Origin of the sequence: Streptomyces monticola, assembly GCF_042665355.1 — a bacterium.
GTDB classification, from domain to species: domain Bacteria; phylum Actinomycetota; class Actinomycetes; order Streptomycetales; family Streptomycetaceae; genus Streptomyces; species Streptomyces monticola.
This window is the reverse complement of the sequence record NZ_JBHTCF010000009.1, coordinates 110937-136358: the sequence shown is the minus strand read 5'-3', so window position 1 is coordinate 136358 and position 25422 is coordinate 110937. Positions and strand designations below refer to the sequence as shown.

The 25422-nt window shown below is 67.6% G+C and carries 15 protein-coding genes and 2 pseudogenes; 12 read left to right on the top strand and 5 right to left on the bottom strand.

Features of this window, described 5'->3' with window-relative positions; all coding sequences use genetic code 11:
* The first annotated feature begins 52 nt into the window (after nucleotides 1–52).
* Complete coding sequence (locus tag ACFQVC_RS21860) at nucleotides 53–1708, top strand: FAD-binding dehydrogenase (protein ID WP_381832712.1); 1656 nt, start codon at nucleotides 53–55, stop codon at nucleotides 1706–1708.
* Nucleotides 1709–1792: 84 nt separating this feature from the next.
* Here ACFQVC_RS21860 and ACFQVC_RS21855 read toward each other — a convergent pair whose 3' ends face one another.
* Nucleotides 1793–2329 (bottom strand): ASCH domain-containing protein, encoded by a 537-nt coding sequence (locus ACFQVC_RS21855; RefSeq protein ID WP_381832709.1) that lies wholly within the window; start codon nucleotides 2327–2329, stop codon nucleotides 1793–1795.
* Nucleotides 2330–2651: 322 nt separating this feature from the next.
* On the opposite strand from ACFQVC_RS21855, the gene ACFQVC_RS21850 reads away from it, so the two are divergent.
* From ACFQVC_RS21850 to ACFQVC_RS21835, 4 genes and pseudogenes are all read left to right on the top strand, one after another.
* Complete coding sequence (locus tag ACFQVC_RS21850; protein WP_381832706.1) at nucleotides 2652–3602, top strand: hypothetical protein; 951 nt, start codon at nucleotides 2652–2654, stop codon at nucleotides 3600–3602.
* Between the two features lie 98 nt (nucleotides 3603–3700).
* Nucleotides 3701–5281 (top strand): APC family permease, encoded by a 1581-nt coding sequence (locus ACFQVC_RS21845; RefSeq protein ID WP_381833154.1) that lies wholly within the window; start codon nucleotides 3701–3703, stop codon nucleotides 5279–5281.
* A gap of 211 nt (nucleotides 5282–5492) precedes the next feature.
* A complete protein-coding gene (locus tag ACFQVC_RS21840; protein WP_381833151.1) occupies nucleotides 5493–6146 on the top strand; it encodes a molybdopterin-dependent oxidoreductase in 654 nt (217 codons plus the stop codon).
* A pseudogene (locus ACFQVC_RS21835) lies at nucleotides 6088–6699 on the top strand (cytochrome b/b6 domain-containing protein); the annotation flags it as partial. The gene ACFQVC_RS21840 and the pseudogene ACFQVC_RS21835, both read left to right, overlap by 59 nt.
* Before the next feature lie 91 nt (nucleotides 6700–6790).
* On the opposite strand, the gene ACFQVC_RS21830 reads toward ACFQVC_RS21835, so the two are convergent.
* Entirely contained in the window at nucleotides 6791–7306 is a 516-nt protein-coding gene (locus ACFQVC_RS21830) for a gluconokinase (protein ID WP_381833148.1), read from the bottom strand.
* A 164-nt stretch (nucleotides 7307–7470) separates the two neighbouring features.
* Here ACFQVC_RS21830 and ACFQVC_RS21825 point away from each other — a divergent pair.
* Nucleotides 7471–8518: pseudogene (locus ACFQVC_RS21825) on the top strand (LLM class flavin-dependent oxidoreductase).
* A 51-nt stretch (nucleotides 8519–8569) separates the two neighbouring features.
* On the opposite strand, the gene ACFQVC_RS21820 reads toward ACFQVC_RS21825, so the two are convergent.
* Nucleotides 8570–8971, bottom strand: coding sequence for a YchJ family protein (locus ACFQVC_RS21820; protein WP_381832703.1), 402 nt, complete (start codon nucleotides 8969–8971; stop codon nucleotides 8570–8572).
* 101 nt (nucleotides 8972–9072) lie between these two features.
* On the opposite strand from ACFQVC_RS21820, the gene ACFQVC_RS21815 reads away from it, so the two are divergent.
* Complete coding sequence (locus ACFQVC_RS21815; protein ID WP_381832700.1) at nucleotides 9073–9882, top strand: SDR family NAD(P)-dependent oxidoreductase; 810 nt, start codon at nucleotides 9073–9075, stop codon at nucleotides 9880–9882.
* A gap of 457 nt (nucleotides 9883–10339) precedes the next feature.
* Here the strand turns inward: ACFQVC_RS21815 and ACFQVC_RS21810 are convergent, their stop codons facing one another.
* Nucleotides 10340–11269, bottom strand: a complete 930-nt coding sequence (locus tag ACFQVC_RS21810) for a hypothetical protein (RefSeq protein WP_381832697.1) — start codon at nucleotides 11267–11269, stop codon at nucleotides 10340–10342.
* Nucleotides 11270–12044: 775 nt separating this feature from the next.
* Nucleotides 12045–13748 (bottom strand): DUF6119 family protein, encoded by a 1704-nt coding sequence (locus ACFQVC_RS21805; RefSeq protein ID WP_381832694.1) that lies wholly within the window; start codon nucleotides 13746–13748, stop codon nucleotides 12045–12047.
* 218 nt (nucleotides 13749–13966) lie between these two features.
* On the opposite strand from ACFQVC_RS21805, the gene ACFQVC_RS21800 reads away from it, so the two are divergent.
* The 5 genes from ACFQVC_RS21800 to ACFQVC_RS21780 all read left to right on the top strand — a co-directional run bounded on the left by ACFQVC_RS21800 (nucleotide 13967) and on the right by ACFQVC_RS21780 (nucleotide 24699).
* Nucleotides 13967–16132, top strand: a complete 2166-nt coding sequence (locus ACFQVC_RS21800) for an N-6 DNA methylase (protein ID WP_381832691.1) — start codon at nucleotides 13967–13969, stop codon at nucleotides 16130–16132.
* An 87-nt stretch (nucleotides 16133–16219) separates the two neighbouring features.
* Nucleotides 16220–18334: a type I restriction-modification system subunit M gene (locus ACFQVC_RS21795; RefSeq protein WP_381832688.1), complete on the top strand. Its 2115-nt coding sequence runs from the start codon at nucleotides 16220–16222 to the stop codon at nucleotides 18332–18334.
* Between the two features lie 362 nt (nucleotides 18335–18696).
* A complete protein-coding gene (locus tag ACFQVC_RS21790) occupies nucleotides 18697–19641 on the top strand; it encodes a restriction endonuclease subunit S (protein WP_381832685.1) in 945 nt (314 codons plus the stop codon).
* 50 nt (nucleotides 19642–19691) lie between these two features.
* Nucleotides 19692–22898 carry a type I restriction endonuclease subunit R gene (locus ACFQVC_RS21785; RefSeq protein ID WP_381832682.1) on the top strand — a complete coding sequence of 1069 codons (3207 nt, stop codon included), beginning with the start codon at nucleotides 19692–19694 and terminating at the stop codon, nucleotides 22896–22898.
* Nucleotides 22899–23097: 199 nt separating this feature from the next.
* Nucleotides 23098–24699, top strand: a complete 1602-nt coding sequence (locus tag ACFQVC_RS21780) for a serine/threonine-protein kinase (RefSeq protein WP_381832679.1) — start codon at nucleotides 23098–23100, stop codon at nucleotides 24697–24699.
* Nucleotides 24700–25422: the final 723 nt, after the last annotated feature.

Below are 25422 nucleotides of genomic sequence, written 5' to 3'. Positions count from 1 at the left end.
CGGCGCACCGGGGCCCGGGCCCGGAGCGAGCGGCCGAACAGGACGGATGACCATGGCGTACGACGCTGATGTGATCGTGATCGGGGCGGGTCTCGCCGGTCTGGTGGCCACCGCCGAGCTGGTGGACGCGGGCCGCAAGGTGATCCTTCTCGACCAGGAGCCCGAGCAGTCGATCGGCGGCCAGGCGCACTGGTCGTTCGGCGGTCTGTTCTTCGTGGACTCGCCCGAGCAGCGCCGGATGCGGATCAGGGACAGCCATGCCCTTGCCCTGCAGGACTGGATGGGCACGGCTGCCTTCGACCGCGAGGAGGACCACTGGCCCCGCAAGTGGGCCGAGGCGTATGTGAACTTCGCGGCCGGCGAGAAGCGGTCCTGGCTGTACGGCCAGGGCGTCCGGTTCTTCCCGGTCGTCGGCTGGGCCGAGCGCGGCGGCTACGACGCCACCGGGCACGGGAACTCGGTGCCGAGGTTCCACATCACCTGGGGCACGGGGCCCGGCCTGGTCGCGCCCTTCGAGCGCCGGGTGCGGGAGGGCGTCGCACGCGGTCTGGTGCAGCTGAGGTTCCGCCACCGGGTCACCGGGCTCACGCGCAGCGCCGGCGCGGTCGACACGGTCTCCGGCGAGGTCCTCGAACCGTCCGGCATCGAGCGCGGGCAGGGGAGCAGCCGTACCGTCACCGGCGCGTTCGAGCTCAAGGCCCAGGCGGTGATCGTCACTTCGGGCGGTATCGGCGGCAACCACGATCTCGTACGCGCCAACTGGCCCGAGCGCCTCGGTACTCCGCCCGCCAAGATGCTCTCGGGCGTCCCCGCGCACGTCGACGGCCTGATGCTCGGGATCGCCGAGGACGCCGGCGGCCGCATCATCAACCGCGACCGCATGTGGCACTACACCGAGGGCATCGAAAACTGGAATCCGATCTGGAACCGGCACGGCATCCGCATCCTGCCCGGCCCGTCGTCCCTGTGGCTGGACGCGCGGGGCAAGCGCCTGCCCGTGCCGCTGTTCCCCGGGTTCGACACCCTCGGCACGCTCGACCACATCATGCACTCGGGGTACGACTACACCTGGTTCGTGCTCAACAAGCGCATCATCGGCAAGGAGTTCACGCTCTCCGGCTCCGAGCAGAACCCCGATCTCACGGGCAAGTCGGTGCGCGATGTCATCGGGCGGGCACGGGCGGACGTACCGGGCCCGGTGAAGTCGTTCATGGACCACGGCAGCGACTTCATCGTGGAGAGCGACCTCACCTCGCTGGTGCGCCGCATGAACGCCCTCACCAAAGAGCCGCTCATCGACGAGGCCGAGCTGCGCCGTGAAATCGTCGCGCGCGACCGGGAGATCGCCAACCCCTTCACCAAGGACCTGCAGGTCACCGCGATGCGCGGCTCCCGCAAGTTCCTCGGCGACAAGCTGATCCGCACCGTCGCGCCGCACCGCATCCTCGACCCGAAGGCGGGCCCGCTGGTGGCCGTCCGCCTCAACATCCTGACCCGCAAGACCCTCGGCGGTCTGGAGACCGATCTGAGCTCCAGGGTCCTCACCGAGGGCGGCGATCCGCTGCCGGGCGTGTACGCGGCCGGTGAGGCCGCAGGCTTCGGCGGCGGCGGAGTCCACGGCTACCGCTCCCTGGAGGGCACGTTCCTGGGCGGCTGCCTGTTCTCCGGCCGGGCAGCGGGCCGCGCGGCGGCGAAGGCGGTGGGGTAGGGGCAAGCGGGGCGGGCGTCAGGGGCGGGTGTCGGGAGCGGGTGCCAGGAACGGTCCACGCGGTGGCCGGCGGCGCGCAGGCTGTCAGTGCAGCCGTCGTACGACCTCGAACCGCTCGGCCACGACCATCGTGGTGTCGTCGACGGTGAACCCCGGATCGCCGAGGAGTTCACGCAGCTCAGCGCTGTGCCAGAACTCCTCGTGCGCGGCCCTCCACTGGCCGACGGACTCATAGCCCTCGCCCTCGTCGCGCGCGTGCCGCAGATCGATCTCGCCGAGCGGCAGCACGCGTACGTCCGTGGTCTCGACGATCGCGACGGGCCGGCCGCCCGAGTCCACCAGGGCGGACCGCTGTCCGGCCGTGGGCAGTGGCTCGTTCTCCGCCTCATGGGCGGCGAGCAGCCCGGTGGTCGCCGTCTTCGCGCCCGCGAGCACCGCCGCGACCAGGGCGTCGCGCAGCGGCCCGGGAAAGGCCAGCTCGAACGGCTCCAGACCGTCGGCCGAGGAGGCCCCGGCGGGCGACGCGGGCTCTTCACGCGACGCGGGCTCTTCGTGCGACGCGGGCCCTTCGTACGTCGTGGGCTCTTCGCGCGGCACGGGCGTTTCGATCGGATTCACCATGGCGCCGAGCCTATGCGGGCAGGCCCCGAGGAGCTCGGGCGGAGCCCTAAGCGGAAGCTCTGCAAGCCCCAAGCGGAAGCTCCGTGAGCCACCGGCGCGGGCCTGAACGGGCCATGGCGCAAAGCGAGTTGCGCAAGCGCTTGCCACCGGCTCCGGCCTTGACTCGGACTCACCCCTACCGCTTAGCTGTGCGTGATCATGTGTTCTGCGGTGCGTGATCATTTACCCCGGGACCGCATCGCCGACCGCGAAACCGCTCCAAGTGTTCACCGACCGTCCACACCGTCCACTTGACCGACCGTGCTGGGAAGGACTACCCGAGGTGCCCCCACCGCCGCCTCCCCTCGGGCGTTCCCGCAAGCGTGCCGCAAGGCTCTTCGACCCCGCGCTCGACGACGCCGAACTCGCCGCCGCCCGCGCCGCGTTGGACCGCGGCCGCTGGACCGAGGTCCGCTCGCTGCTCGCCGCCACCGGCCGTGACTGGGACCGCCGCGGCCACCGTCTCGTGGTCCTCGGCCAGGCGCCCGCCACGTTCGCCTGGGCCAAGGAGTGGCGGCTCGCCGAGCCGGAGAGCGCCGACGCCGCCGCGCTGTCCGCGTGCGCCGCCGTCTTTCGCGCGATGCGCGGCAAAGAGCGCACCGACCGGGCCAAGGAGGCCTGCCGGGTCGCCGCCGAACTCGCCCCCGACGACCCCACGCCCTGGCTCGGCCTGCTCGTTCTGGCCCGCACCCTCGGCACCGAGGAAGAGGTCGTCCGGCTCTTCGACAAGGTCCGCCACCGTCACCCCGAGCACCACCACGCCCACCACCTCATGGTCGGCCGGCTCGCCGAGCGGCGCGCCGACATGGGCCAGGACCCGCTGCACGAGGTGTACGACTTCGCGTCCTGGGCGGCCGAACAGGCCCCCGCCGACTCGCCGTTGGCGATCCTGCCGGTCGTCGCGCACGCCGAGCGCTATCGCGTTCTCGCCGAGGCGGGCAGCGAACCACCACAGCCGGAGCGCTCCGGGCACTGGTCCGGGCGCCGGGCGCGCCTGGTGATGAAGGCCGCCTTCGACTGGTGGCTGGAGTGGGACGGCGCGGAGCACCCGCGAGGGCGTATCGACCTCAACTTCCTCGCGCACGCCAAGTTCTGCGAGGGCCGGGCCGCCGAGGCCGCCGCCCTGTTCCACCGCATCGGGCAGTACGCGACCAAGGAGCCCTGGTCGTACCCGGACCGTGACCCATCCGACGCGTTCCGCGCCGCACGCACGGCGGCCCTGGGAGTCGCCTGACCCGCGATGCTCCTGTTGTGCCCCACGCGCCTCCCAGGACGCGTCCCGCCCCTTCCCCCGCCATGACCGCACCGACCCCGAGAGGACCCGACTCCACGATGTCGACGGGCAGTTCGAGCACTACGCGCGGCACGAGCAGAGGGCCAGGCGCCCCGCACAGCGAAATCAGCACCTATAAGGGCCAGGAACGGGCCCTGCGCGCGGGCCGGCTCGGAACCGCGGGGCTGCTCCTCTCGGTCCTCGCGGCCAGCGCGCCCCTGATGGTCGTCGCGGGTGTCATGCCCACCACATTCGGCGTGATGGGGATCGTCGGCCAGCCGCTGCTCTTCGTGATCCTCGGTGTCGTCCTGGCCCTCTTCAGCGTCGGATACGCCGAGATGAGCCGCCATGTGCACAACGCCGGCGCCTTCTACGCGTACATATCCCGCGGCCTCGGCGGCACCGCGGGCGCGGGTGCCTCGCTCGTCGCCCTGGTCGCCTACAGCGCCATGCAGGTCGGTATCTACGGCATCTTCGGCTTCGAGGTCTCCGGGCTGCTCGCCACCTATCTCGGGGTCGAAGTCGCCTGGTGGATCCCGGCGTTGGCGGCGGTCCTCCTGGTCGCCGTGCTCGCCTGGTTGAAAATCGACCTCAACGCGCGCGTGCTGGGCGTTCTGCTGCTCATCGAGGTGGCCCTCGTGGTCATCTTCGACATCGCGGCCGTAGCCGAACCCGCAGGCGCCGGACTCTCCCTGCAGGCCTTCAACCCGGACACCCTCACCGGCGCGGGCTTCGGCACGGCCCTGTGCTTCTGCATCGCCGCGTTCGTCGGCTTCGAGCAGGCCCCCGTGTACGCGGAGGAGACCAGCCGTCCGCACGTGGTCGTCTCCCGCGTGATGTTCCTCGCGGTCGGTTTCGCCGCGCTCTTCTTCGCGCTGAGCTCCTGGGCGCTCACGGTGGCCGCGGGCCCCTCGGGAATCGTCGCCTCCGCGCGGGAGCAGGGACCCGGGCTGCTCTTCGCCCTGACCGAGTCCCGGCTCGGCGGGACCTTCACCGATGTCCTCCATGTCCTGTTCGTCACCGGCATGTTCGCGGCGATGCTCAGCTTCCACAACGTCGTCGCGCGATACGCCTTCGCCATGGGCCGTGAGGGACTGCTGCCCGCAGTGTTCGGCCGCACCAACCGGGCCAGCGGCGCCCCGGGCACCGGCTCCCTGCTGCAGACCGTGATCTCCGTCGTGATCGTCGTGGCCTTCGCGGTGACCGACGGCAAGCCGGCCGGCGACCCGACCGCCCCGGTCCTGCACCTGTTCACCTGGATGGGCAATGTCGGCGCGCTCGGCATCATCGTCCTGATGGCCGTCGCGTCCCTCGCCGTCATCGTCTTCTTCACCCGCAGGGGCGCCGCCCGCGCCCAGGCCTGGCGCCTGACCGCCGCGTCCCTCGCCGGCCTCGCGCTGCTCGTGATCGCCTTCTACACGGTCAAGGACTTCGACGTCCTGGTCGGCGCCGGCCCCGGCTCCGCCCTCGCCTGGGTGCTGCCCGGCATCATCGGCGCCGCTCTGGTGATCGGCCTCGTACACGGCGCCGTGCTGCGGTCGAGGCGGCCCGAGGTGCATGCGCGGATCGGTCTGGGCAACGAGGCGTTCCAGCTGCAGAAGGCGACGGAGGCAGCGGACGTACCGTCGCCGTCGCAGTAGCTGTCGACCTGGCCGCCGGCGCCGTCGCCGTCGTCACGGAAAGCATGACGAAACGCTGACGAACACCCGTGGCCCCTGGCCCGCGCGGTCCACGGGTGCTCAACTCGTTGACGTGAGCCCCACACCGTACGAAGAAGACCCGGAAGATACCGGTGCACAGCACCCGGACGACGAGCGCGGAGCCCCCGTGGGCCGCCGCATCGTGCTCGGCATGCTCGGTCTCGGCGTCGCCGGAGTCGCCGCCGCGCCGCTCCTGCAGCGTGGCGTCGAGGCAGTCGCGAAGAAGGACCCCACGGGCCTGAGCGGAGTGCTGCCCGCGGGCGGCGGTTTCCGCTACTACTCCGTGACCGCTTCCGTGCCGCACAAGGGCGAGCGCGACTACCGCCTGAAGGTGGACGGCCTGGTCGAGCGCCCGGCCGCCTACACCCTCGCGGAGCTCCGCGCCGAGCCCCAGACGCGACTGGTCCGCGACGTGCAGTGCGTGACCGGCTGGCGGGTCCCCGACACCCCCTTCGAGGGTGTGCGCCTGGCACGGCTTCTGGACGCCGCGGGGGTGCGTCCAGCAGCCAGGGCCGTCCGCTTCACCTGCTTCGACGGCGCGTACAGCGAGAGCCTCACCCTCGAACAGGCCCGCAGAAAGGACGTGTTGGTCGCCCTGCGGATGCAGGACAAGCCACTTGGCCACGCCCACGGCGGGCCCGCGCGGCTGTACGTCGCGCCCATGTATTTCTACAAGTCGGCGAAATGGCTGTCGGGCATCACCCTGACCGACGAGGTCCGCCCCGGCTACTGGGAGGAGCGAGGCTATGACGTGGACGCCTGGGTCGGCCGGTCCAACGGCCGCGACGACGCCCCCACCGTCTGAACCGCCCCCGGACCCGGTGCTTGGCCCGCCGCGTGAACTGCCCCTTCCGGTAAAGCGGTTCAGCCGGGCCCAGCAGGGCGCCCACTGGGCCACAGCTGTCCTGATGGGCCTGTGCATCCTCACGGCGGCCTGTCTGTACGTGCCGCAGCTCGCCCAGCTCGTGGGCCGCCGTGCCCTGGTGGTCACCCTGCACGAGTGGTCGGGACTGCTGCTCCCCGTCCCGTTCCTGGCGGGCCTCGCCTCCCGCGCCTTCCGGGCCGATGTGGGCCGGCTCAACCGCTTCGGCCCGCACGACCGTGTCTGGGTGCGTTCCATGCTGCGGTCCGTGCTGCGCAGGAGTCGGCGCGGGCCGCGCCCCCAGGGCAAGTTCAACGCCGGACAGAAGCTCTACGCCGGGTGGATCGCCGGTGCGGTCCTGGTGATGCTGGGCACGGGTCTGCTGATGTGGTTCACCCACCTCGCCCCGCTGTCCTGGCGCACTGGCGCGACCTTCGTCCACGACTGGCTGGCCGTGGCGGTGGGCGTGGTGATCGCGGGCCATGTGGCGCAGGCGGCGCGCTACTTGCGCCGTTGACACCGTCCGCAGCTGTTGACGCTGTCCGTAACCGTTGACGCTGTCGGCAGCAGCCCTCTGGGCTCGGGCTTCACTCGGCCCCGTTCGGCTCCCGCAGCTCCCGCAGCACCTGCTCGACGATCACCGGGGGCTCCGGGGTCACATCCACCACGAACCCCCGCTCGTCCGGCGCCAGCGGCTCAAGCGTCGCGAACTGCGAGTCGATCAGGGAGCTCGGCATGAAGTGCCCCTTGCGTGCCGACTGCCGCTCGGTGATCAGCGCACGCGAGCCGTGCAGATGCACGAAGACGAGACCGGGTGCGGCGGCCCGCAGCCGGTCGCGGTAGGCCCGCTTGAGGGCCGAGCAGCTCACCACCCCGCCGAGCCCCGTACGCTCCTTCGCCCAGCGACCGATCGCATCGAGCCACGGCCGGCGGTCCTCGTCGTCAAGCGGAGTGCCGGATCTCATTTTCTCCACGTTGGCCTGCGGGTGGAAGTCGTCCGCCTCCGCGTACGGGACAGCGAGGCCGGCAGCGATCAGCTCCCCGACGGTGCTCTTCCCCGTACCGGTCACGCCCATCACCACTACGACCCGACCGGACTCCATCATTCCCCGCTCTCTCCGCGTTTGCGCACGTCACCTCCATGATGCCGGAGACGCGGACGCTGGCCGGGAACCGCTCTGGACAGGTGCGTGCCAGGGCACAGGCTGCGGGGCGCGGCGCAGGGGGCGCCGCCCCCTCCGGGGAACGCGCCACGAAGGGCCGACCGTTGAAGTTCAGCCATGTGATGCTCCCCGACTACCCGCTCGAGGAGTCGCTCACCGCCATCAGGCTCGCCGACGAACTCGGCTTCCACGCCTGCTACGCCGCCGACGAGACCTGGCACAAGGACATGTGGCTGCTGTTCGCCGCGGCCGCCCGCGAGACGCACAACACCGCTTCGGCCCGAGCCTCTCCTCCGTCGTGCTGCGTGAGCCCACTCTCATCGCCCGGGCACTCGCCACCCTCGACGAACTCTCCGGCGGCCGCGCCGAAGGCGTCCTCTCCAGCGGCAACTTCGGGCTCCTCGCGCAGTACGGCATCGACTGGTCACGCCAGAAGCCGCTGTCGCGGACCAAGGAAGCGCTCCACGTCGTCCGCACCCTCCTCGACGAGGGCACGATCACCTACGACGGCGAGTTCTTCACGTACAACGGTCTGTTCACCTTCGCGCGCCCCGTCCAGGACCGGCTGCCCTCGAAGCTCGGCGCCATGCGGGGCCCCAAGTCCTGCGAAGCGGCGGGGAGTTGTCCGACGGCTGTCACCACGCCCTCAGCTACACCCGCGAGGCCTACGACTACGCCGTGCGGCACATAAAGCGGGGCACCGAACGGGCGGGCAAGCACTGGCGGACACTCGACATCGGCGCCTGGGTGGTCTTCGCCACCGGGCCCGACTCGGCCACCACCAAGGATGCCGCCCGCTCCATGGCCGGCATCTACGCGGCCTCCATGCCGGAGGAGCAGCTGCGCCGCAACGGCGTCGACCCGGCCGAGCTCAAGCCCGCCATCGACGCCATCGGCGCCGGCGACCTGGCCCGCGGCATCGAACTGACCTCACCGGAGGTCGCCGAGAGGCTCTCCGTCGCCGGGACGCCCGAGGAGTGCCCGGAGAAGATCCGCCGCGACATCGAGCCGAGCGGCGTCAACCACATGATCTGCGCGATCACCGACCGGGGCCTGGTGAACGCCTTCACCGGCCGCGAGCTGGAGGGCGTGGCCGGCGTACCGGCCCAACTGCGTCTGATCCACGACGAGATCATGCCCGCCTGGCAGTGACCCGGCCCGGCGCGCACCCCTGCTCACGCGGCATCGCGGAGGTGGCCGCCCTCACTCGTGGAGATCGCCGTCGACGTACACCCACGCCCCGTCGTACCGCTCGAACCGGCTGCGCTCGTGCAGCGACCCGGGCCGCCCACCCTCGGTGTAGCGGGCGCGGAACTCCACCGTGCCCGTGCTGTGGAAGGCGGTGCCCTCCGAGGTGCCCAGGATCTCCAGGCCCACCCAGCGCATCCGGCCGCCCTCTCCGAGGCCGAGCCGCGGCGGCCGGGTCCGCGGGTGCCAGGTGCGCAGCAGATACGCCTCGTCCCCGACGGCGAACGCGGCGTACCGGGAACGCATCAGCTCCTCGGGCGTGGCCGCGGCGGCCCGCCCGGAGTGGAGCGGTTCGCAGCACTCCGCGTAGGTGGCGGGGCGTCCGCAGGGGCAGGGTGAGGTCGTACGACGAGACATGCCGCTCATTGTGCACAGCTGGTGCGCAGCGGCGCGGCTGCGGGTCCGGGCGCCCGCTCGCAGGTGCCCGTCCGCTCACCACCGACGGAGGCTGAACATCCATGACAGACCAGCGAGTTGTCCTCGTGACGGGCGGCGGCAGCGGCATCGGCGCGGCCACGGCGCGGCTGCTCGGCGCGGCCGGGCACAAGGTGGTGATCTCCGGGCGCCGCCCCGAACCCCTGCAGCGCGTCGCCCAGGAGACCGGAGCCCTGGCCCAGCCCTCCGACGCCGGTGACCCGGAGGCGGTCCAGGCCCTGGTGGACACGGTGCTCGCCGCCCACGGCCGCCTGGACGGCGTGGTCCTGAACGCGGGTATCGGCCGCAGCGGCGCGGTCGGCGATCTGTCGGACGAGACCTGGAACGAGGTCGTACGCACCAACCTGACCGGCCCGTTCCTGCTCCTGCGGACCGCGCTGCCGCACCTCCTGGAGAGCCGCGGTGCGGTCGTGGCCGTCGCCTCGGTGTCGGCCCTGCGCAACGGCCTGCGCAACGCCGCCTACGCCACGTCCAAGGCCGCCCTGCTGCAGCTGTGCAGCTCCCTGGCCGTCGACTACGGGCCGCTCGGCCTGCGCGCCAACACGGTCTGCCCGAGCTGGGTCCGCACCGAGATGGCCGACGCCCGTATGACCCGCTTCGCGGAAGAGGCCGCACTCGCCGACGCCGACGCGGCCTACGAAGAAGCCACCCGCCTCCTGCCCGCCGGCCGCCCCGGCCTGCCGGAGGAGGTGGCCGAAGCCATCGCCTGGCTCCTGTCACCGGCCGCGTCCTTCGTCAACGGCGCCACCCTCACCGTCGACGGCGGCGCCACCGCCCTCGACCCCGGCGCGGCCCCCTTCGCCTTCCGCATCGAACCGCGCACCGCGGGCTGAACCCACCGGAATCGCCAGAACTGCCTGGACCAGAACTGCCTGGACCTGCGAAAACACCAGTGGCGCCGATCGAATCGATCGGCGCCACTGGTGTACTGGTTGTGTCCGAGGGGGGAGTTGGACCAATGGCCCACGGATCGCGCCTCTGACGGCCGAGCTTGATCTTGTTGTGCCGTAGCTCCGAGTGGGGGCGGCGAACCTGCTCCGGTCCATGCACACCACGGTCGCGCCGGGCGAACGCGCGGGTTCTTGCCCAGTTGGACTCCGTCAACTGATCGCGCCAGCACGCGGTTACGGCTGCCGGACACCAAGGCCCATGCGAGGGACGGCAGCGGCATGACCGTCGAACATCTTCGCTCCCCGCCCCAGGCATACCGAGCTCGGCTACACCAGCTCGGTGCCTCCGCCTGGGCACTTCCGCCCGCACCTCCCGACTCGGGGAGGTGGTGTCCCGATCCTACTGTCCACCACAACGACCCCTTGGGGCATCACTAGGAAATAGGCGGATCTTACTCAAGGGAGCTTTAATCACCCCCCTCTTGCGGCTATCCCATAGCGCTGCTGTGCCCGCCGAATCCCCGATCAGAAGGTAGGGGCGTGAGGGGGCAAGACTCTCACCCTCCACCGGTACCTCATCTACCATGCCGACCGGTGAAGCGCAGACCCACTGCGGCTCGATGCCAAAGTACCCAGTGGGGGTTCGCCCAGCTGCCGCGGCCGCTACAGCCTGGGCCCCCGCGTTAAAGGCCGGCGCGAGCACGATCCACACGACTTGTGCAGTGACCGTAACGGCGAGGACGGCGAGGACCAGGTATCCCGTAGTCCGCTCACTCAGCATCAGGTGGAAGTGCTTGGCGTATCCCCATAGGGAGAGGGGAAACAGTCCACCGCTCAGCATTGCCATCATCTTCATGAATGCCAGGAACTGGTGGATCTTGGGTACGTCGATGTCTTCAACGTGCAGGCCGAAGGCATCCAGGTAGGCAAAATGGACAACCATGCCGATTCCAGGCACAAAGCCGAGGACGACTGGGAGTAGAGCGGGCAGCAGCCACGGCAAGGCATGGCGCCAGCTCACTTGGCGCACCAGCAGTCGAAGACCGTTGACCATCGCAAAAGCGAGAGCCAGTACGAGCAATATTCGGGAGCCGTATGGGCGGGTGGGGGCGGCAAGAGCGGCACCCGCACCAAGACCCAGTACGAACAGTGTCAGGATTCCGCTCAATACGCTGGCCATCAGGATGCTCTTGCGGCGAGGCTCGGGGTTGACCCGGTCCAAGTTCCTTGCCGTCGCCATGGCAAGCAGCAGCACAAACACACCCAATGGCCACCAAGCCGCGACGCCACCTGCCCACAGGTCCGCGATACAAGCCCCGAGCACTCCCATGGGTATGACCAAAACAAATATTCGGAGCTGGTCTCTTTGGGAAGCTCGGCGCCGCGGGCGAGGCTGCGACGAGACCCCAGGCGCCGGGGCTCCGAGGAAACCCCGCACCGCAGTGCGCGAGGCTACGGGTGCTGCGCCCGGAAGTGGGCGGGTTGCGAGCCGGAGTGCGGCGCTTTGGTACCTCGCTGTGATCTGGCGACCGGTGTCTCGCGTTCCGAACCAGGTGGCAGTCCACAGTGAATAACGTTCGCGCCATCGCGCCCTGCCCGGAAGCGGAATCGTGCGCGGATGCACCAGGGGCCGCTCATAGACGTACCAGTGCCTACGATTCTCGGGGTCGCGGTCAACCAGATCCACGACTTCCACGTTGAGGTCCAGCAGGAGTTCGTCCGCCAGCATTTCCAGACGTTCTCTGGCACCAGTGCAGGCTCGAAAGCGTGCACCGGGAAAGCGCACTTCGATCAGGTACCACGCGCGGACTGCTGTGAGGGGAGTCGCCGTGCCGCCTCTCCGTTCCAACACTGGCCAATCACGCGTGGCCAGTTCCGACTCAAACAGTTCGAAATCCGTTAGGGTGCCGCGTAGTTCAACCGACGCCACGGCGCGCTGGTCGTACCTAGGATTAGCGGCCATAAGTGGGGTCCTCTTCTGACGGGGAGGGCGGGGCACGGCGGCGTCCAGAGCGGTGGGACGGCCCCTCGCTAGGGAATCACTAACGGGCCCCTGCGGGAGATGCTGCGCGGCGGGCGCACGACCCTGAATGCAGCGCTTGCGGCTACGCGGCCTCGCGGAAGCCCGGCAGAGCCGTAGCAGGGTGCGAGTCCGCCTCGATGCCCACGACCTCCACCGCGACGCCGCTGGCTTCCAGGGTCTTGGCGGCCTGGACGAGCGCGATCTGGGCGAAGGGGAAGAGGGTGTCCGGGGTCAGCGGCGTGCCGTTCTTGAGCAGGATGGCGAACACCACGCCCTCGGGCTGGTAGTCCTTGGGGAGTACGCGCTCGCCGTTGCTCTGCTTGAGGACGCGCTCGGCGAACTCGGCCCGCATCTGAGCCGACTGCTGGAGCAGCTGGACGGCGACAACTCCCTGGTTGAAGAGGTGGCTGAGAAGATCGGAGCCGTAGGCGCGCTTGACCATCACGAGCGTGTTGTCCGGGGTCAGCAGGTCACAGATCTCGACCCCGTTGGTGCGGTTCAGGGGGTTGCGTACGTTCTTGCGGTCGAGAGAGACGTAGCCGGCACGCAGACTGGGGACGACCTTCTCGTTGTAGTAGCCCTCGCGGTGGCCCAAGTACCAGGCGGGGAGGTCGACTGACGGCTGGTCAACGATGAGCCGGGCGACGGTGACGCGGATGACTTCCAAGTAGGCGGCGCCGAGTTCGTACCACTCGCCGTCCATGAGGCAGTAGCGCCGCGCGTCGAGTGAGACGGCAGCTTCGAGCCACCGGAGGGTACTCGTGGTGGCCAACGCATCCGTCGCCGTAGCGCGGGGGTGGCGGTAGAGGGTGACCGTGCCCTGCTTCAAAGCCTCAACCCGCCGGCCGGGGCGCTGAATGCGAGCGCGAGCGAGGACATAGTCCAGGTCGAAGCCGTCAGCGGTCATCCGCGGCTCAGGGCTGTTGATCTTGATGGAATAGGCGCGTGCCGCGTCGACGTCCTGCCAAATGTCCACAGGGAGTGCCGCCGCGACACGTCCATCCGCGGGCTGTCCGAGGATGTCGTCGAGTTCCTGCTCCAGGGCAGTGAGCGTGGAGGCGTCCTTCACCGGCACGATGTGGTCGACGAACTCCAGCTCCGCATGGGGCAGTTCCTCCTGGCAGACGCGCTCGATCTCACGGATGTCCGCGACCAGGTCCTGCGCCGCGATCCCGAGCGCCAGCTTCAGGCCGACCCCGCCCTCGGCGCTGGCGACGGCCCGGTTGCCAGAGTCCTTCTGGGTGCGGGTAAGACGTACGTCGTCGAGGTAGCCGCCCAGGCGGCGTACGAACTGCGCATGCTCGCGGACACCGAGGCTGAACATCGGAGTGCCGCCGGGCACGATCGTGATGTCGGTCCTTGCCTGCCCCATGGTGTTCGCGACCAGGTCCCTGATCCGCTGAGGGTCGACCCGGCGAATCGCGAAGGCCAAGCCGAAGCGCTTGTCCTTCAAGTGATCGGGCACCAGCCGATACCCCTGGTCGTAGCCGATGGCATACACCTGCCCGTCGACCGCGAGCATGAGGAGCGCGGCAGTACGCCGTACGGACTCGGAGACCTCGCACCCGGTGGTACGGGCGACGTCCCGACACCAAGAGGCCTCCTCCTTTTCCAGACCTGCCGTGACCAGCAAAGCAGGTGCATCCAGGGGCTGGTCGGGGCAGGGCCGGATGTCAGCACCCAGTGCATCGAGCTGTTCGTGGTCGAGCGCATCGAACATGCCCTCGCGCGTCGGTACGACGCCGCAGAGCCGGTACAAGGTGCGCTTCGCGGTGTTCGAGGCCATGGGTGCCCTCCAGGGTGTGGTTGCGCCGGTCCAGGACGGAATAGAGCGGTGGGGCAGAAGGACGCACCGCCGGGCGCGACACCCGGTTCAGGCGCCGCTTCGTCGGCAAGCATGATTAGAGAAGCACGGCCATGAAAGCACTGTCAAACACTACAGCGCTCATCTGCGGTGTTGTAGAGTGTGTACTGTCCACTCCCGAGAGGTCAGGACCTCACCACATGCCCAAGTCATCAGCCCAGGTGACGGCTGCCGAGATCTCCCGCATCGCGGACGTCACGCGCGCAACCGTCAGCAACTGGCGCCGCCGCTACGAGGACTTTCCCGCCCCCGCGGGCGGAACCGAATCGAGTCCGCTCTACGATCTGGCGGCCGTCAGCGCCTGGCTGAAGGCGCGCAACCACCCCTCCGTGGAAACCCCATCCGCCGAGCTGCGCACCACTCTGCGCCTGCATCCGGCAGAGGAAGACGTCACGACGCGACTGGTGCCGCTCGTGCTGGCCGCCTCGCGAAAGGCCACGGACGAGCTCGCCAAGATCGCCGAGCTGGACGATGCCGACCTTCTGCGTCGTGCTGCCGCGGCTGCCTCGAAGCTCCGTGAACAAGTACCGGACGCGGACAAAGCGAGCTTCAGCGAAGCGGACGCGCCCGTGATCCGGGCGCTCATTCGCTGCGTACGAGATGGGGGCGCCAAAGACGCCCTCGATGTGCTGGCCACGCGTGGCCTGGACACTCTTGCCGCGCCGGGCACTTACGAGACCCCTGAGGGACTGGGGTACCTGATGGCACGGTTCCTGCCAGAATCCACGGAGAGCGTGCTGGACCCCACCTGCGGTGCCGGAACCCTCCTGGCGTCCGCGACCGAGCGAGGCGCCCGACAGCTCTACGGCCAGGACCTACTACCGGTACAGGCCCAGCGCAGCGCAGTTCGGCTGCTCCTCACTGACTCCGATGCAGAGGTAACGGTCCGCGCCGGAGACAGCCTGCTCGACGACGCCTTCCCTGACCTCACCGTCGACGCTGTCCTGTGCAGCCCACCGCACGCCGTACGCGACTGGGGTCACGAGGAACTGCTCTACGACCCGCGCTGGACGTACGGTGTCCCGCCGCGCAATGCCTCGGAGCTGGCCTGGGTGCAGCACGCACTGGCACACCTGGAGCCGGCCGGGTACGCGGTACTGCTCCTTACTCCGACCATCGCCTCCCGCAGCTCCGGTCGTCAGATCCGGGCCGAGCTCGTACGCAGCGGAGCCCTGCGCGCCGTTGTGGGCTTGCCTGCAGGGGTGGCAGAACCACTTCACATCCCCCTACACCTGTGGATTCTTCAGCGTCCCGAACCCGGCGGAGCGCAACCTCCCTCGGTGCTCTTCATCGACACGGCGGCGGGTGAGGAGGGCGAGACCTGGAAGGCAAAGCGCGGCTCCGCGCGCCTCTCCGTCGCCTGGGATGCGCTGGCCAAAACCGCATTGCGTTCATGGTCGTCCTTTACTGAGGCCCCCGCCGCCTTCGCCGACGAACCGGGCGTGGCACGGGCCGTGGCCGCACTCGACCTACTGGATGACGACGTCGACCTGACTCCGGCCCGCCAGGTGCGCCTGAGCCCTGGCGACATCGACCCCCAACGAACCGCGGACAGCACGGCACGCAGCCGCGCCACGCTGCTGGGTCACATCAATACCCTGACTCGGTTGGCTGATTACGAGGACCTGCAGGCAGTCGAGTCTCCCAGGGATTGGCGCACCGCAACTCTCTCTGATCTCTCTCGAGGCGGCGCAGTCTCCATTCAGCGTGGTGCGGGGCACAGCCCGAAGGAAACGCGGGGCAAGCACGACGAGACGCCCGAGAGTACCCGAAGTGTCTTCACCGGCAGAGACATTGCCATGGGCACTCGAGCCTCCGGCACTGTCGCCGACACGCCGATCCATGCGGCCACCGCCCCTGTCGTCAAAGATGGCGATGTGCTGCTCCGCACGATCAGCGGCGGCAGCGGCCTGCTGGCCCGGGTCGCGGACGCGGACGACGCGGGCTCGCTAGTGGGCCACCACTTGGTTGTCGTACGCCCTGATCCAGGGCGCATCGATGCCTGGTTCCTCGCAGGGTTCCTGACCACGGAGGCGAACTTCGCCGGAGCCACAACAGGCGTGACCGTCGCGAATCTTCAGCCCACGAAGCTTCGTGTCCCGCTGCTCCCCCTCGCGGAGCAGCGCCGTTACGGCGCGGCCTTCCGCCGAGTCCATGATCTTCGTATCGCCGCCCGCGGCGCCGCTGATGCTGCCGAGAAGGCCGCACAGGATCTGCTCGACGGCCTGACCTCCGGCGCCCTGCACCCAACGGACACGCCAACTGAGCCAACTTCGCCGCCATCGAAGCAAAGTCGCCGTTCCTGAACCAAACTTGGCTCTGCCCACCCCACGTGCATCCGAGCCGCCCACACAGGCCCGCTCGCACAGAATCGAAAGGAAACCGGGGACCCCTTGAACAGCAGCAAGCACACGGAACTGGCCAACCACGCCTGGTCCGTCGCCGACCTCCTCCGCGGTGACTACAAACAGTCCGACTACGGCAAGGTCATCCTGCCGTTCACCGTGCTGCGCCGCCTCGAGTGCGTCCTGGAGCCGACCCGGGAGAAAGTCAACGAGACTGTCGAGCGCTTCAAGGGCCAGGACATCGACACCGCCCACTTCCTGCGGCGCGCCTCGGGCCACTCCTTCTACAACACCAGCACGTACACGCTGCGCAGTATCGCTGGTGACCCGGAGAATGCGGCGACTTTGCTGCAGAAGTACGTGGGAGCCTTCTCGGAGAACGCCCGCGAGGTCCTGGATAAGTACGAGTTCAACCAGCAGATCCGTAAGCTCGACGATGCGAACCTGCTCTACCAGGTCATCGGCAAGTTCACCGACCTCGACCTGCGCCCCGAGACCGTGTCCAACCACAACATGGGCTACGTCTTCGAGGAACTGATCCGCCGCTTCGCGGAGCAGTCCAACGAAACCGCCGGCGAGCACTTCACCCCGCGCGAAGTCATCAAGCTCATGGTCAACTTGCTGATCGCGCCGGACGGTGACGCGCTGTCCATCCCGGGAACGGTGCGCACGGTCATGGACCCGGCGTGCGGCACGGGCGGCATGCTGAGCGCCGCCGAGGAGCACATCAAGGACCGCAACCCCGACGCGACCGTCGAGGTGTACGGGCAGGAACTCAACCCCGAGTCTTGGGCAATCTGCCGTTCCGACCTGATGATCAAGGGACAGGACCCGGAGCACATCGCGTACGGCAACTCCTTCTCCGACGACGGCCACGCCCGCGAGAAGTTCGACTACCTGCTCGCCAACCCGCCGTTCGGCGTGGAGTGGAAGAAGGTCAAGGAGGACGTCGAGTACGAGCACAAGTCGCTTGGGGACGCCGGCCGATTCGGGGCGGGACTGCCGCGGATCAACGATGGGTCGCTGCTCTTCCTCCAGCACATGATCTCGAAGATGAAGCCGGTGGACGTCAACGGGGGTGGCGGCTCGCGTGTGGCCATCGTCTTCAACGGATCACCGCTGTTCACGGGCGCGGCGGGCTCGGGCGAGTCTGAGATCCGCCGGTGGATCCTGGAGAACGACTGGCTGGAGGCGATCGTCGCTCTCCCTGACCAGCTCTTCTACAACACCGGCATTGCAACGTATTTCTGGATCCTGACGAACCGCAAGGCAAAGGATCACAAGGGCAAGGTTGTCCTCCTCGATGCACGCGACCAGTGGGTCAAGATGCGCAAGTCGCTCGGTGACAAGCGCAAGGAACTGGGCGACGGCACGGCTGGCAAGCCGAACCACATCGCCGACATCACCCGCCTGTACGGCGAGGCGATCACAGCGGCCGGGGACGAGGGCCACCCGATGCACGCCAAGGTGAAGGTCTTCGACAACACCGCCTTTGGCTACCAGCGCATCACGGTCGAACGCCCCTTGAAGCTGCGCTTCGAACTGACGGACAGAACACTGGCGGCTCTCATCGCCTCGAAGCCGATGCAGAAGCTGGCCGAGGAGGCGGCACTCAAGTCCCTCCCGGAGACTGCCAAGCTGGTAGCAGCACGCCGCAAGCTGACGGACGAACAAGCAGCAGAACTTCAGAAGCTGGTGGGCGCGAAACTCCTCCCCTTCACCGAAGCCCTGACCCCGCTCCTCGGCCAAACCTGGCCCACCCTCTCGGAAGCCCAGGTCACTTTCACCTCTGCAGCCGCCGAGGCCGGCTTGACCTTCCCCAAGGGCGCCGCTTTCAAGAAGGCTCTGCGCGACGCAATCGGCATCCGAGACCCGCAGGGTGAAGTCCAGCTCATCAAGGGTTCCCCAGAGCCGGACCCTGACCTCCGCGACTACGAGAACATCCCTCTCGGCGAAGACGTCGAGGCATACCTCAAGCGCGAGGTCCATCCCCACGTCCCCGATGCCTGGATCGACCACACGAAGACGAAGATCGGCTACGAGATCCCGTTCACGCGCTACTTCTACGTGTACGAGCCACCGCGCCCGCTGGCAGAGATCGACGCGGAACTGAAGGCGCTGGAGTCAGAGATCCAGACGCTGTTGGGCGAGGTGACCGAATGAGCCTGCAAGGTGCGATTGCCGCTAACGGAAACTGTCGGGAATGGACTACTGTTGCGCTGCGTTCACTGCTGTCCTATTCAAAGGTCGACAATTGCCCTAATCGCCCGCTGCTCGGGGTGAGTCTGCACTCCGGTGTGACTCGCCGAGGCGTGGACGACGGACGTCCGGCTGCGAGCGAAGACCTCTCCGGGTACAAGGTAGTTGAGCCTGGCGATATCATCATGAATCGCTTGGGTAAGCCGCATGGATCCGTGGGTATGTCTCGATGGGCTGGAATCACAAGCCCTGCTTACTGGGTTATGAAAGTGAACTCCGACCTTGGAGAGCCACGTTTCTTTCATCATCTACTCCGATCTCGGCATATGGTGGCGGAGTATGAGCGGCTGGGCAAGAATCAGCCTCCCAACCAGTTCGATATTTCTTGGGATGTTTTCCGGTCCGCAGAAATCCCTCTCCCCCCACTAGAGGAGCAGCGCCGCATCGCCGACTACCTCGACGCCGAGACCGCCCGCATTGATCGTTTGTTGAATGTCGAATCGCGAGTGCTGGACCGGCTCTCTGAGCGTCGGTCAGCAGGCGTGATCGATGCCGTTTCGGGCGGCAACAAACCCGAGCGTCGCCCGTCGACGCTCGCTTGGCTGGAAACAGTACCCAGCGCTTGGAAGGAAGCAAGTGTTGGGCTCTTGGCTCGCATGGGCAGCGGACACACTCCGAGTCGGTCTCGCCCAGAGTGGTGGACGGACTGCACGATTCCGTGGATCACGACTGGTGAGGTCAGGCAGGTTCGCGACGACCGGCTGGAAGATCTGTATGAAACACGCGAGAAGATCAGCGAACTAGGGATCGAGAATTCCTCAGCCGAGACGCACCCGGCAGGAACTGTTTTCCTCTGCCGAACCGCTTCCGCAGGGTATTCCGGGGTCATGGGGTTGGACATGGCCACGAGCCAGGACTTCGTCACATGGACCTGTGGACCGCTCCTCAACCCGTACTACTTGCTGTGGTGCCTCCGCGCTATGCGCCCGGACCTGCTGGGCCGATTGGCCATGGGGTCCACTCATAAGACGATCTATGTTCCAGATCTTCAGATGCTGCGCATCCCACTGCCGCCGTTGGCCGAACAGGTAAGCATTGTTGACTCAATCCGCAGTCAGAATGCGCGAATCGACAACGTCTCCGACAAAGTGAGCCGGCAGATTGCACTGCTGAAGGAGCGCCTCCGAGCTATCATCACCGCTGCCGTTACTGGCCAGTTCGAGGTCTCCACTGCCTCCGGTCGCAACAGCACTGAGGGAGTGCAGCCATGAAGCTTCAAGACAACAGCAACCAGAAGTAGAGATCAACGGGGAGACTGGCTATGGCCGCCGTACACAACGAATCCGCCTTCGGCGACGCCATAGTCGCCGCCCTGACCAAGCACGGCTGGCGCGAGGCTCGACCCCAGGACTATCAGGCCGACATCGGGTTCGACACCAATGAACTGTTCACGTTCATCGGCAAGACCCAGGCCCAGGAGTGGCACGACCTCGTCAACGTGTACGGCGGCGAACAGGCCGACGCCCAATACGGTTTCGCGCGCCGTCTCGACAAGGCGATCGCCGAGGAAGGAGTGCTCTCCGTCCTCCGCAACGGCGTCAAGGACCGAGGTGTGAAGCTGCGCGTCGCGTACTTCAAGCCGAACCTCGTCGCCGAGGACTCCATTCTCGACAACTACCGCGCCAACCGCCTCACCGTCGTCCGCGAGCTGCGCTACGCCACGAAGCAGGCCGACTGGGACAACCGGCTCGACCTGACCCTCTTTCTCAATGGAATCCCCCTCGCCACCGCCGAGTTGAAGAATCCGCTCACCGGGCAGGGCGTCGAGCACGCCAAGGAGCAGTACCGCACCGACCGCGACCCGACCGAGCTGATCTTCAAGCACCGGGTCGTCGCGAACTTCGCCATAGACCCGGACCTGGTCTTCGTCGCCACCCAACTCAAGGGCAAGAACACCGCCTTCCTGCCCTTCAACACGGGCTCGGAAGGTCCCGGCCGTCCCGGCGGCGCGGGCAACCCCGTCCCCAACACCTACGGTGTGTACGCGACTTCCTACCTGTGGGAACAGGTTTGGGAGCGGGACAACTGGCTCGACCTCATCCAGCGCTACGTGCACCAGCAGAAGCACAAGACGCCCGGCGGTGGCTCCACCCGCTCGACGATCTTCCCCCGTTTCCACCAGTGGGACGTCGTCAAGAAGCTCACCGCGCATGCTTCCGTTAACGGAACGGGGCACAACTACCTGGTGATGGCGTCCGCCGGCTCCGGCAAGTCAAACACCATCGGCTGGCTCGCCCACCGGCTGTCCGACCTCCACGCCGACAGCGACCCGCGCATCCTCAACCAAGAAGCGCTGAAGGCCGGTTACATCAAGCCCGGTGCTCCGGTCTTCGACAAGGTCATCGTCATCACGGACCGTCGCAACCTGGACTCTCAACTCCGGGAAACTGTCGGCAGTTTCAGCCAGACCGACGGCCTTGTCGTCAAGATTGACGACAAGCACGGCGCCAAGAGCGAACAACTCGCCCGCGCGCTCTCCCGAGACACCGGGAAGATCGTCACAGTCACCCTGCACTCGTTCCCTGCACTGGTCGACTACCTCAAGCGCAATCCGACCGAGATCCAGGGCACCACCTTCGCGATCATCGTCGACGAGGCCCACTCCTCCCAGTCCGGCGATGCTGCCACCTCCGTACGGGAGGTCCTGCGGGACCTGGGTCTCGACTCGGACTCCGATGAAGCGGGGGCGACCAAGACCAAAGCCCGCCGCAAGAAGCCCGAGACTCTGGAGGAGATGCTTAAGCAGCGGGCGGAAGAGCGGGCCATGGCGCCCAACATCTCCTACTTCTCCTTCACCGCCACGCCCAAGGCCAAGACCCTAGAGCTCTTTGGGACGATCGAAGACATCGGCGGTGAGGCGACCTACCGGCCCTTCCACACGTACTCCATGCGTCAGGCCATCGAGGAGGGCTTCATCCTCGATCCGCTGCGCAACTACGTCACGTACAACACGTACTGGAAGCTGGTGAACCAGAACCCGGACGAGAGGGAAGTCGATCCCTCCAAGGCGAGCCCCCTTCTTGCCCGGTTCGCTCTCACCCACGAGACCACCGTCGCCCAGCACGCCCAGGTGATCGTCGAGCACTTCGTCGCCCACACCCGTGGCCGTCTCGGCGGGCGCGCCAAGGCGATGGTGGTGACCGCCTCTCGGCAGTCCGCGGCCGAGACGGCACGCGCGATCAAGAGCTATATCGCCGACCGCGATTACGACACCAAGTATCCCGACCTCGGTGTCCTCGTCGCCTATTCCGGCTCGGTCACCCTTGACGGTGAGGAGCGCACTGAGTCGCAGGAAAACGGTGGGCTGGCCGAGAGCGCGCTGCCTAAGGCGTTCGAGTACACCCGCGCCGACGACAAGACGGTCAAGGCAGGCGGCAAGGGCAAGCAGGAGTACAAGATCCTGGTCGTCGCCGAGAAGTACCAGACCGGCTTCGACCAACCTCTGCTCACGACGATGTACGTCAATAAGAAGCTGACCGGCATCTCCGCCGTACAGACCCTGTCGCGCCTCAACCGCACCGCCGAGCGCAAGAGCCAGTCCGACCTGGCCATCCTGGACTTTGTCAACAACGCCGACGACATCCAGGACGCGTTCCGGCCGTACTTCGAGGAGGCGATGACGCTCCCCTCCGACCCGAACCTCCTCTACACCGCACAGAGCCGGGTCATGTCCGCACCGATCATCTCCGAGCAGGAAATGGACGAATTCGCCGCCGCGTACTTCGAGGCGAAGGAGAAAGCGGCCGGCTCGCAGGCCAAGTGGGAGAAGCTGCACGCCGAGCTGTACCGGCACCTGTCGCCCGCTGTCGCCCGCTACGAGACGCTGCGGGACAACGAAGAGGTGGAGGAGGACGTCGAGACCGCCGAGGACTTCCGCGCCGACCTCAAGGACTACGTGCGCAAGTACGGCTTCCTGGCGCAGATCGTGCCCTACCGGGACGCTGATCTGGAGCGGTTGCACCTCTACGGCCGCTACCTCCTCACCCGGCTGCGGGGTCGCGCGGACGGCGGCGTGGACATAGGGGCCATCGACCTCAGCCACCTTCGCGTGGAGAAGACCGGCGAGCACAACAAGTCCCTCACCGCGGAAGGCGCGGCGACGCTCAAGGGCTTCGGAGAAGGCACCGGCGGCGCGAAGGAGCAAGAAAAGTCGCTCCTCTCGGAGCTGATCGAGAAGTTCAACGCAAAGTTCGGGACAGAGTTCACCGAGGAGGACCTCGCCCGGCCCTTCGAGGAGGCCAAGGCTGATCCGAAGGTCAGGGCCGCGGCTGTCGTCAATGACGAGGACAACTTCGGCAAGGTCTTCGACAAGGTCTTCGCCGACAAGATGGCCGACCACATCGACACAATCGCCGGCATGGGCCGCCAGTACTTCGGAGCCGACCGAAACTTCAAGTCTCACCTGGACCGCAGCGCACGACGCGCCGCCTGGAGGATGATCCGCCGCGAGGAGGACGTAGACGAGTAACCGCGTGCGGGCGAGTAACCGTGCACGGGCCCGTGTACGCCGACGTGGCGTGCGCGGGCCCGACGCATGCTTCTTAGGCCGGAAACCGCCGTCCTCGAATTGGCCGTCTCGGTAGACGGAAGATCACCCAAGCGGCAAGACTGGTCATGGCCCGGGCCAGTGCTGCCGGGGGTCGGAGTTGAAGAACGACGGGGGCAGAGTGCCGCAGCCAGAGTCGCAGAACCAGCCGATCGCCGGGCGCTACGAGCTCCTGGAAGAGATCGACCACGGTGGCATGGGCAGCGTGTGGCGCGGCTACGACGCCGTACTCGACCGACCGGTCGCCGTGAAGCTGATCCGGCAACAGTCCGTGACCTCACCGGAGCTCGCCGAGGAGTTCGTCAAGCGCTTCAAGCGCGAGGCGCGGATCACCGCACGCATCCAACACCCGGGTGTGCCGCAGGTATACGACGCGGTACTCGACGAGTCGTACGAGCAACTGTTCCTTGTGATGGAGCTCGTCGACGGGATCTCGCTGCGCTCCTACGTCCAGCCGACGCAACTGCTGCCGGTCAGCTGGGCTGCCGCGGTGACCGCGCAGGTCGCCACCGTCCTGTCACACGCGCACGCCGTCCCGGTGATCCACCGCGACCTCAAGCCGGGCAACATCCTCATCTCCCACGACGGCACCGTGAAGGTTCTCGACTTCGGCATCGCGGCCATCCTGCGCAGCGACGTCACCAAGCTCACCGCGACCGGCACGCCCCTGGGAACCCACCAGTACATGGCGCCGGAACAGGTGCGCGGCGGCCGGACCAGCCCGCAAACCGACCTGTACGCGCTCGGCTGCATCCTGCACGAACTACTCAGCGGACGGCTGCTGTTCACCGCCGACAGCGAGTACATGGTGATGTACCAGCACGTCAACGCGGCACCCACACCCCTGCGACAGCTCCGCCCCGATGTGCCGACCGCTCTGGAAGACCTGGTCCTGCACCTGCTCCGAAAGGCCCCTGAGGCGCGGCCCGCCGACGTGCAGGAGGTGTACGAGCGGCTGGAGCCCTTCCTGCCATCACCGGGCGCCCAGGTCTCCGCACCGGGCCAGGCGGGGCCCGCCGGGGTACCCGACCCAACAAGCATCTTTCGCAAGCCGTACGCACCACGCGCCCGCGCCGGGCAGCAGTCGGCAGCGGGTCAGGCTGCCGAGTCGGCGACCGCACAGCCTGCACCACCCGTCCCTGACGCCGTACGCGCCGCGATCAAGGTGGCGTACAGCCGCTCCGACGCACTCCTTGAGGATGACCGATTCGCGCAGGCCGCCGAGGTCATCGGCGAGGTCATCGAACCAGCCGCACTGGCGCTCGGCTCTGAGAGCCGACAGGTTCTCGAACTGCGTATGAATCGTGCAGCGATCTGGCTGCTCGGCGGCGACTACCGCGCCGCGCTCCCCGAACTTGACGCACTCTCCGACGCGTACGCACGCACCAGCGGACCCAGCAGCGAGCGGGCTCGCGCTTGCCGCGCCCAGGCCGCCCGCTGCCGGGCTGAACTCGGCCAGGTCACCGACGCGCTCGCCGCGCTGCGCGACGTCCTGGACGTCGTACGGTCCGTGGACGGCGATGTGAGCGAGGAAGCTGTCGAGCTTCGCCGCGACATCGGGATGCTCTTCCTGGCCCAGGGCCGTACAACCGAAGCCCACAACATCCTTGAACCACTCCATGCGGACCTGTGCCTGGTCCTTGGGCCTGACGACGAGATGACCAGCGAGATCGCAGAAGTACTCGCAGTCATCCGCCTCGACCTCGACGGCCCGCCCTCCTGATCCGCAAGGTCACAGCCGTCTCCCTGGGGAAGCCAGATGCGGTGCGGACACGATGGGGGCGAAGCGACGAGACAGGGGCGAAGTGCCGCCCGTACAGGACGCCGCAGGGGGGCGAGTTCACGGAGGAGTTGACGTGTCGGCTGAATGAATCAGTCTTCGTCGTCAGCCCGACCTTAGATGCTCGGTGCGCAAAGAGGGCGGACTGGTTGCAGGGTGGAGAGTTTAGAAATAGGCGCTCAATCATGTTGCGCCCCCTGTCGCCGGAACTGTTGGCGCCGTAGCTTCCGAACGATTAGCGTCAAATTGATGCTGTGATACACATTGCGTGAAGCGAGGCAGAGCGCGATCGGCAGTGCCGCATATCCAGGGACATGCAGTCGCGCCTCTGCTTGCAGGGCTCTACGGTTCGTGGAAAAACCCTCCCGTTATCGCCTACTGGCCCGCTATGCTCAATCCCAACGCGTAGACGGAGACGAGTAGCGGCGGGATCCGCGAGCCGAGAGAGCTGCCAGTAGCTGAGAAGGCAGTCTCGCGCCCCACCGTGAAGACCCTCCTGAGCGCGGGGAGGAACGGCCGGGATTCGGCCCAATGCCCTGCCGGCTGGCCCCCGTGACCGGGCCTGAATGAGGTCGCCGCCGTCTGGTGGCGGCAAAGGCGTGGTGGTACCGCGAGTCCCCTTCTCGCCCGCGCCCCCAAGGGATCATGACGACGCCCCTGGGAGGG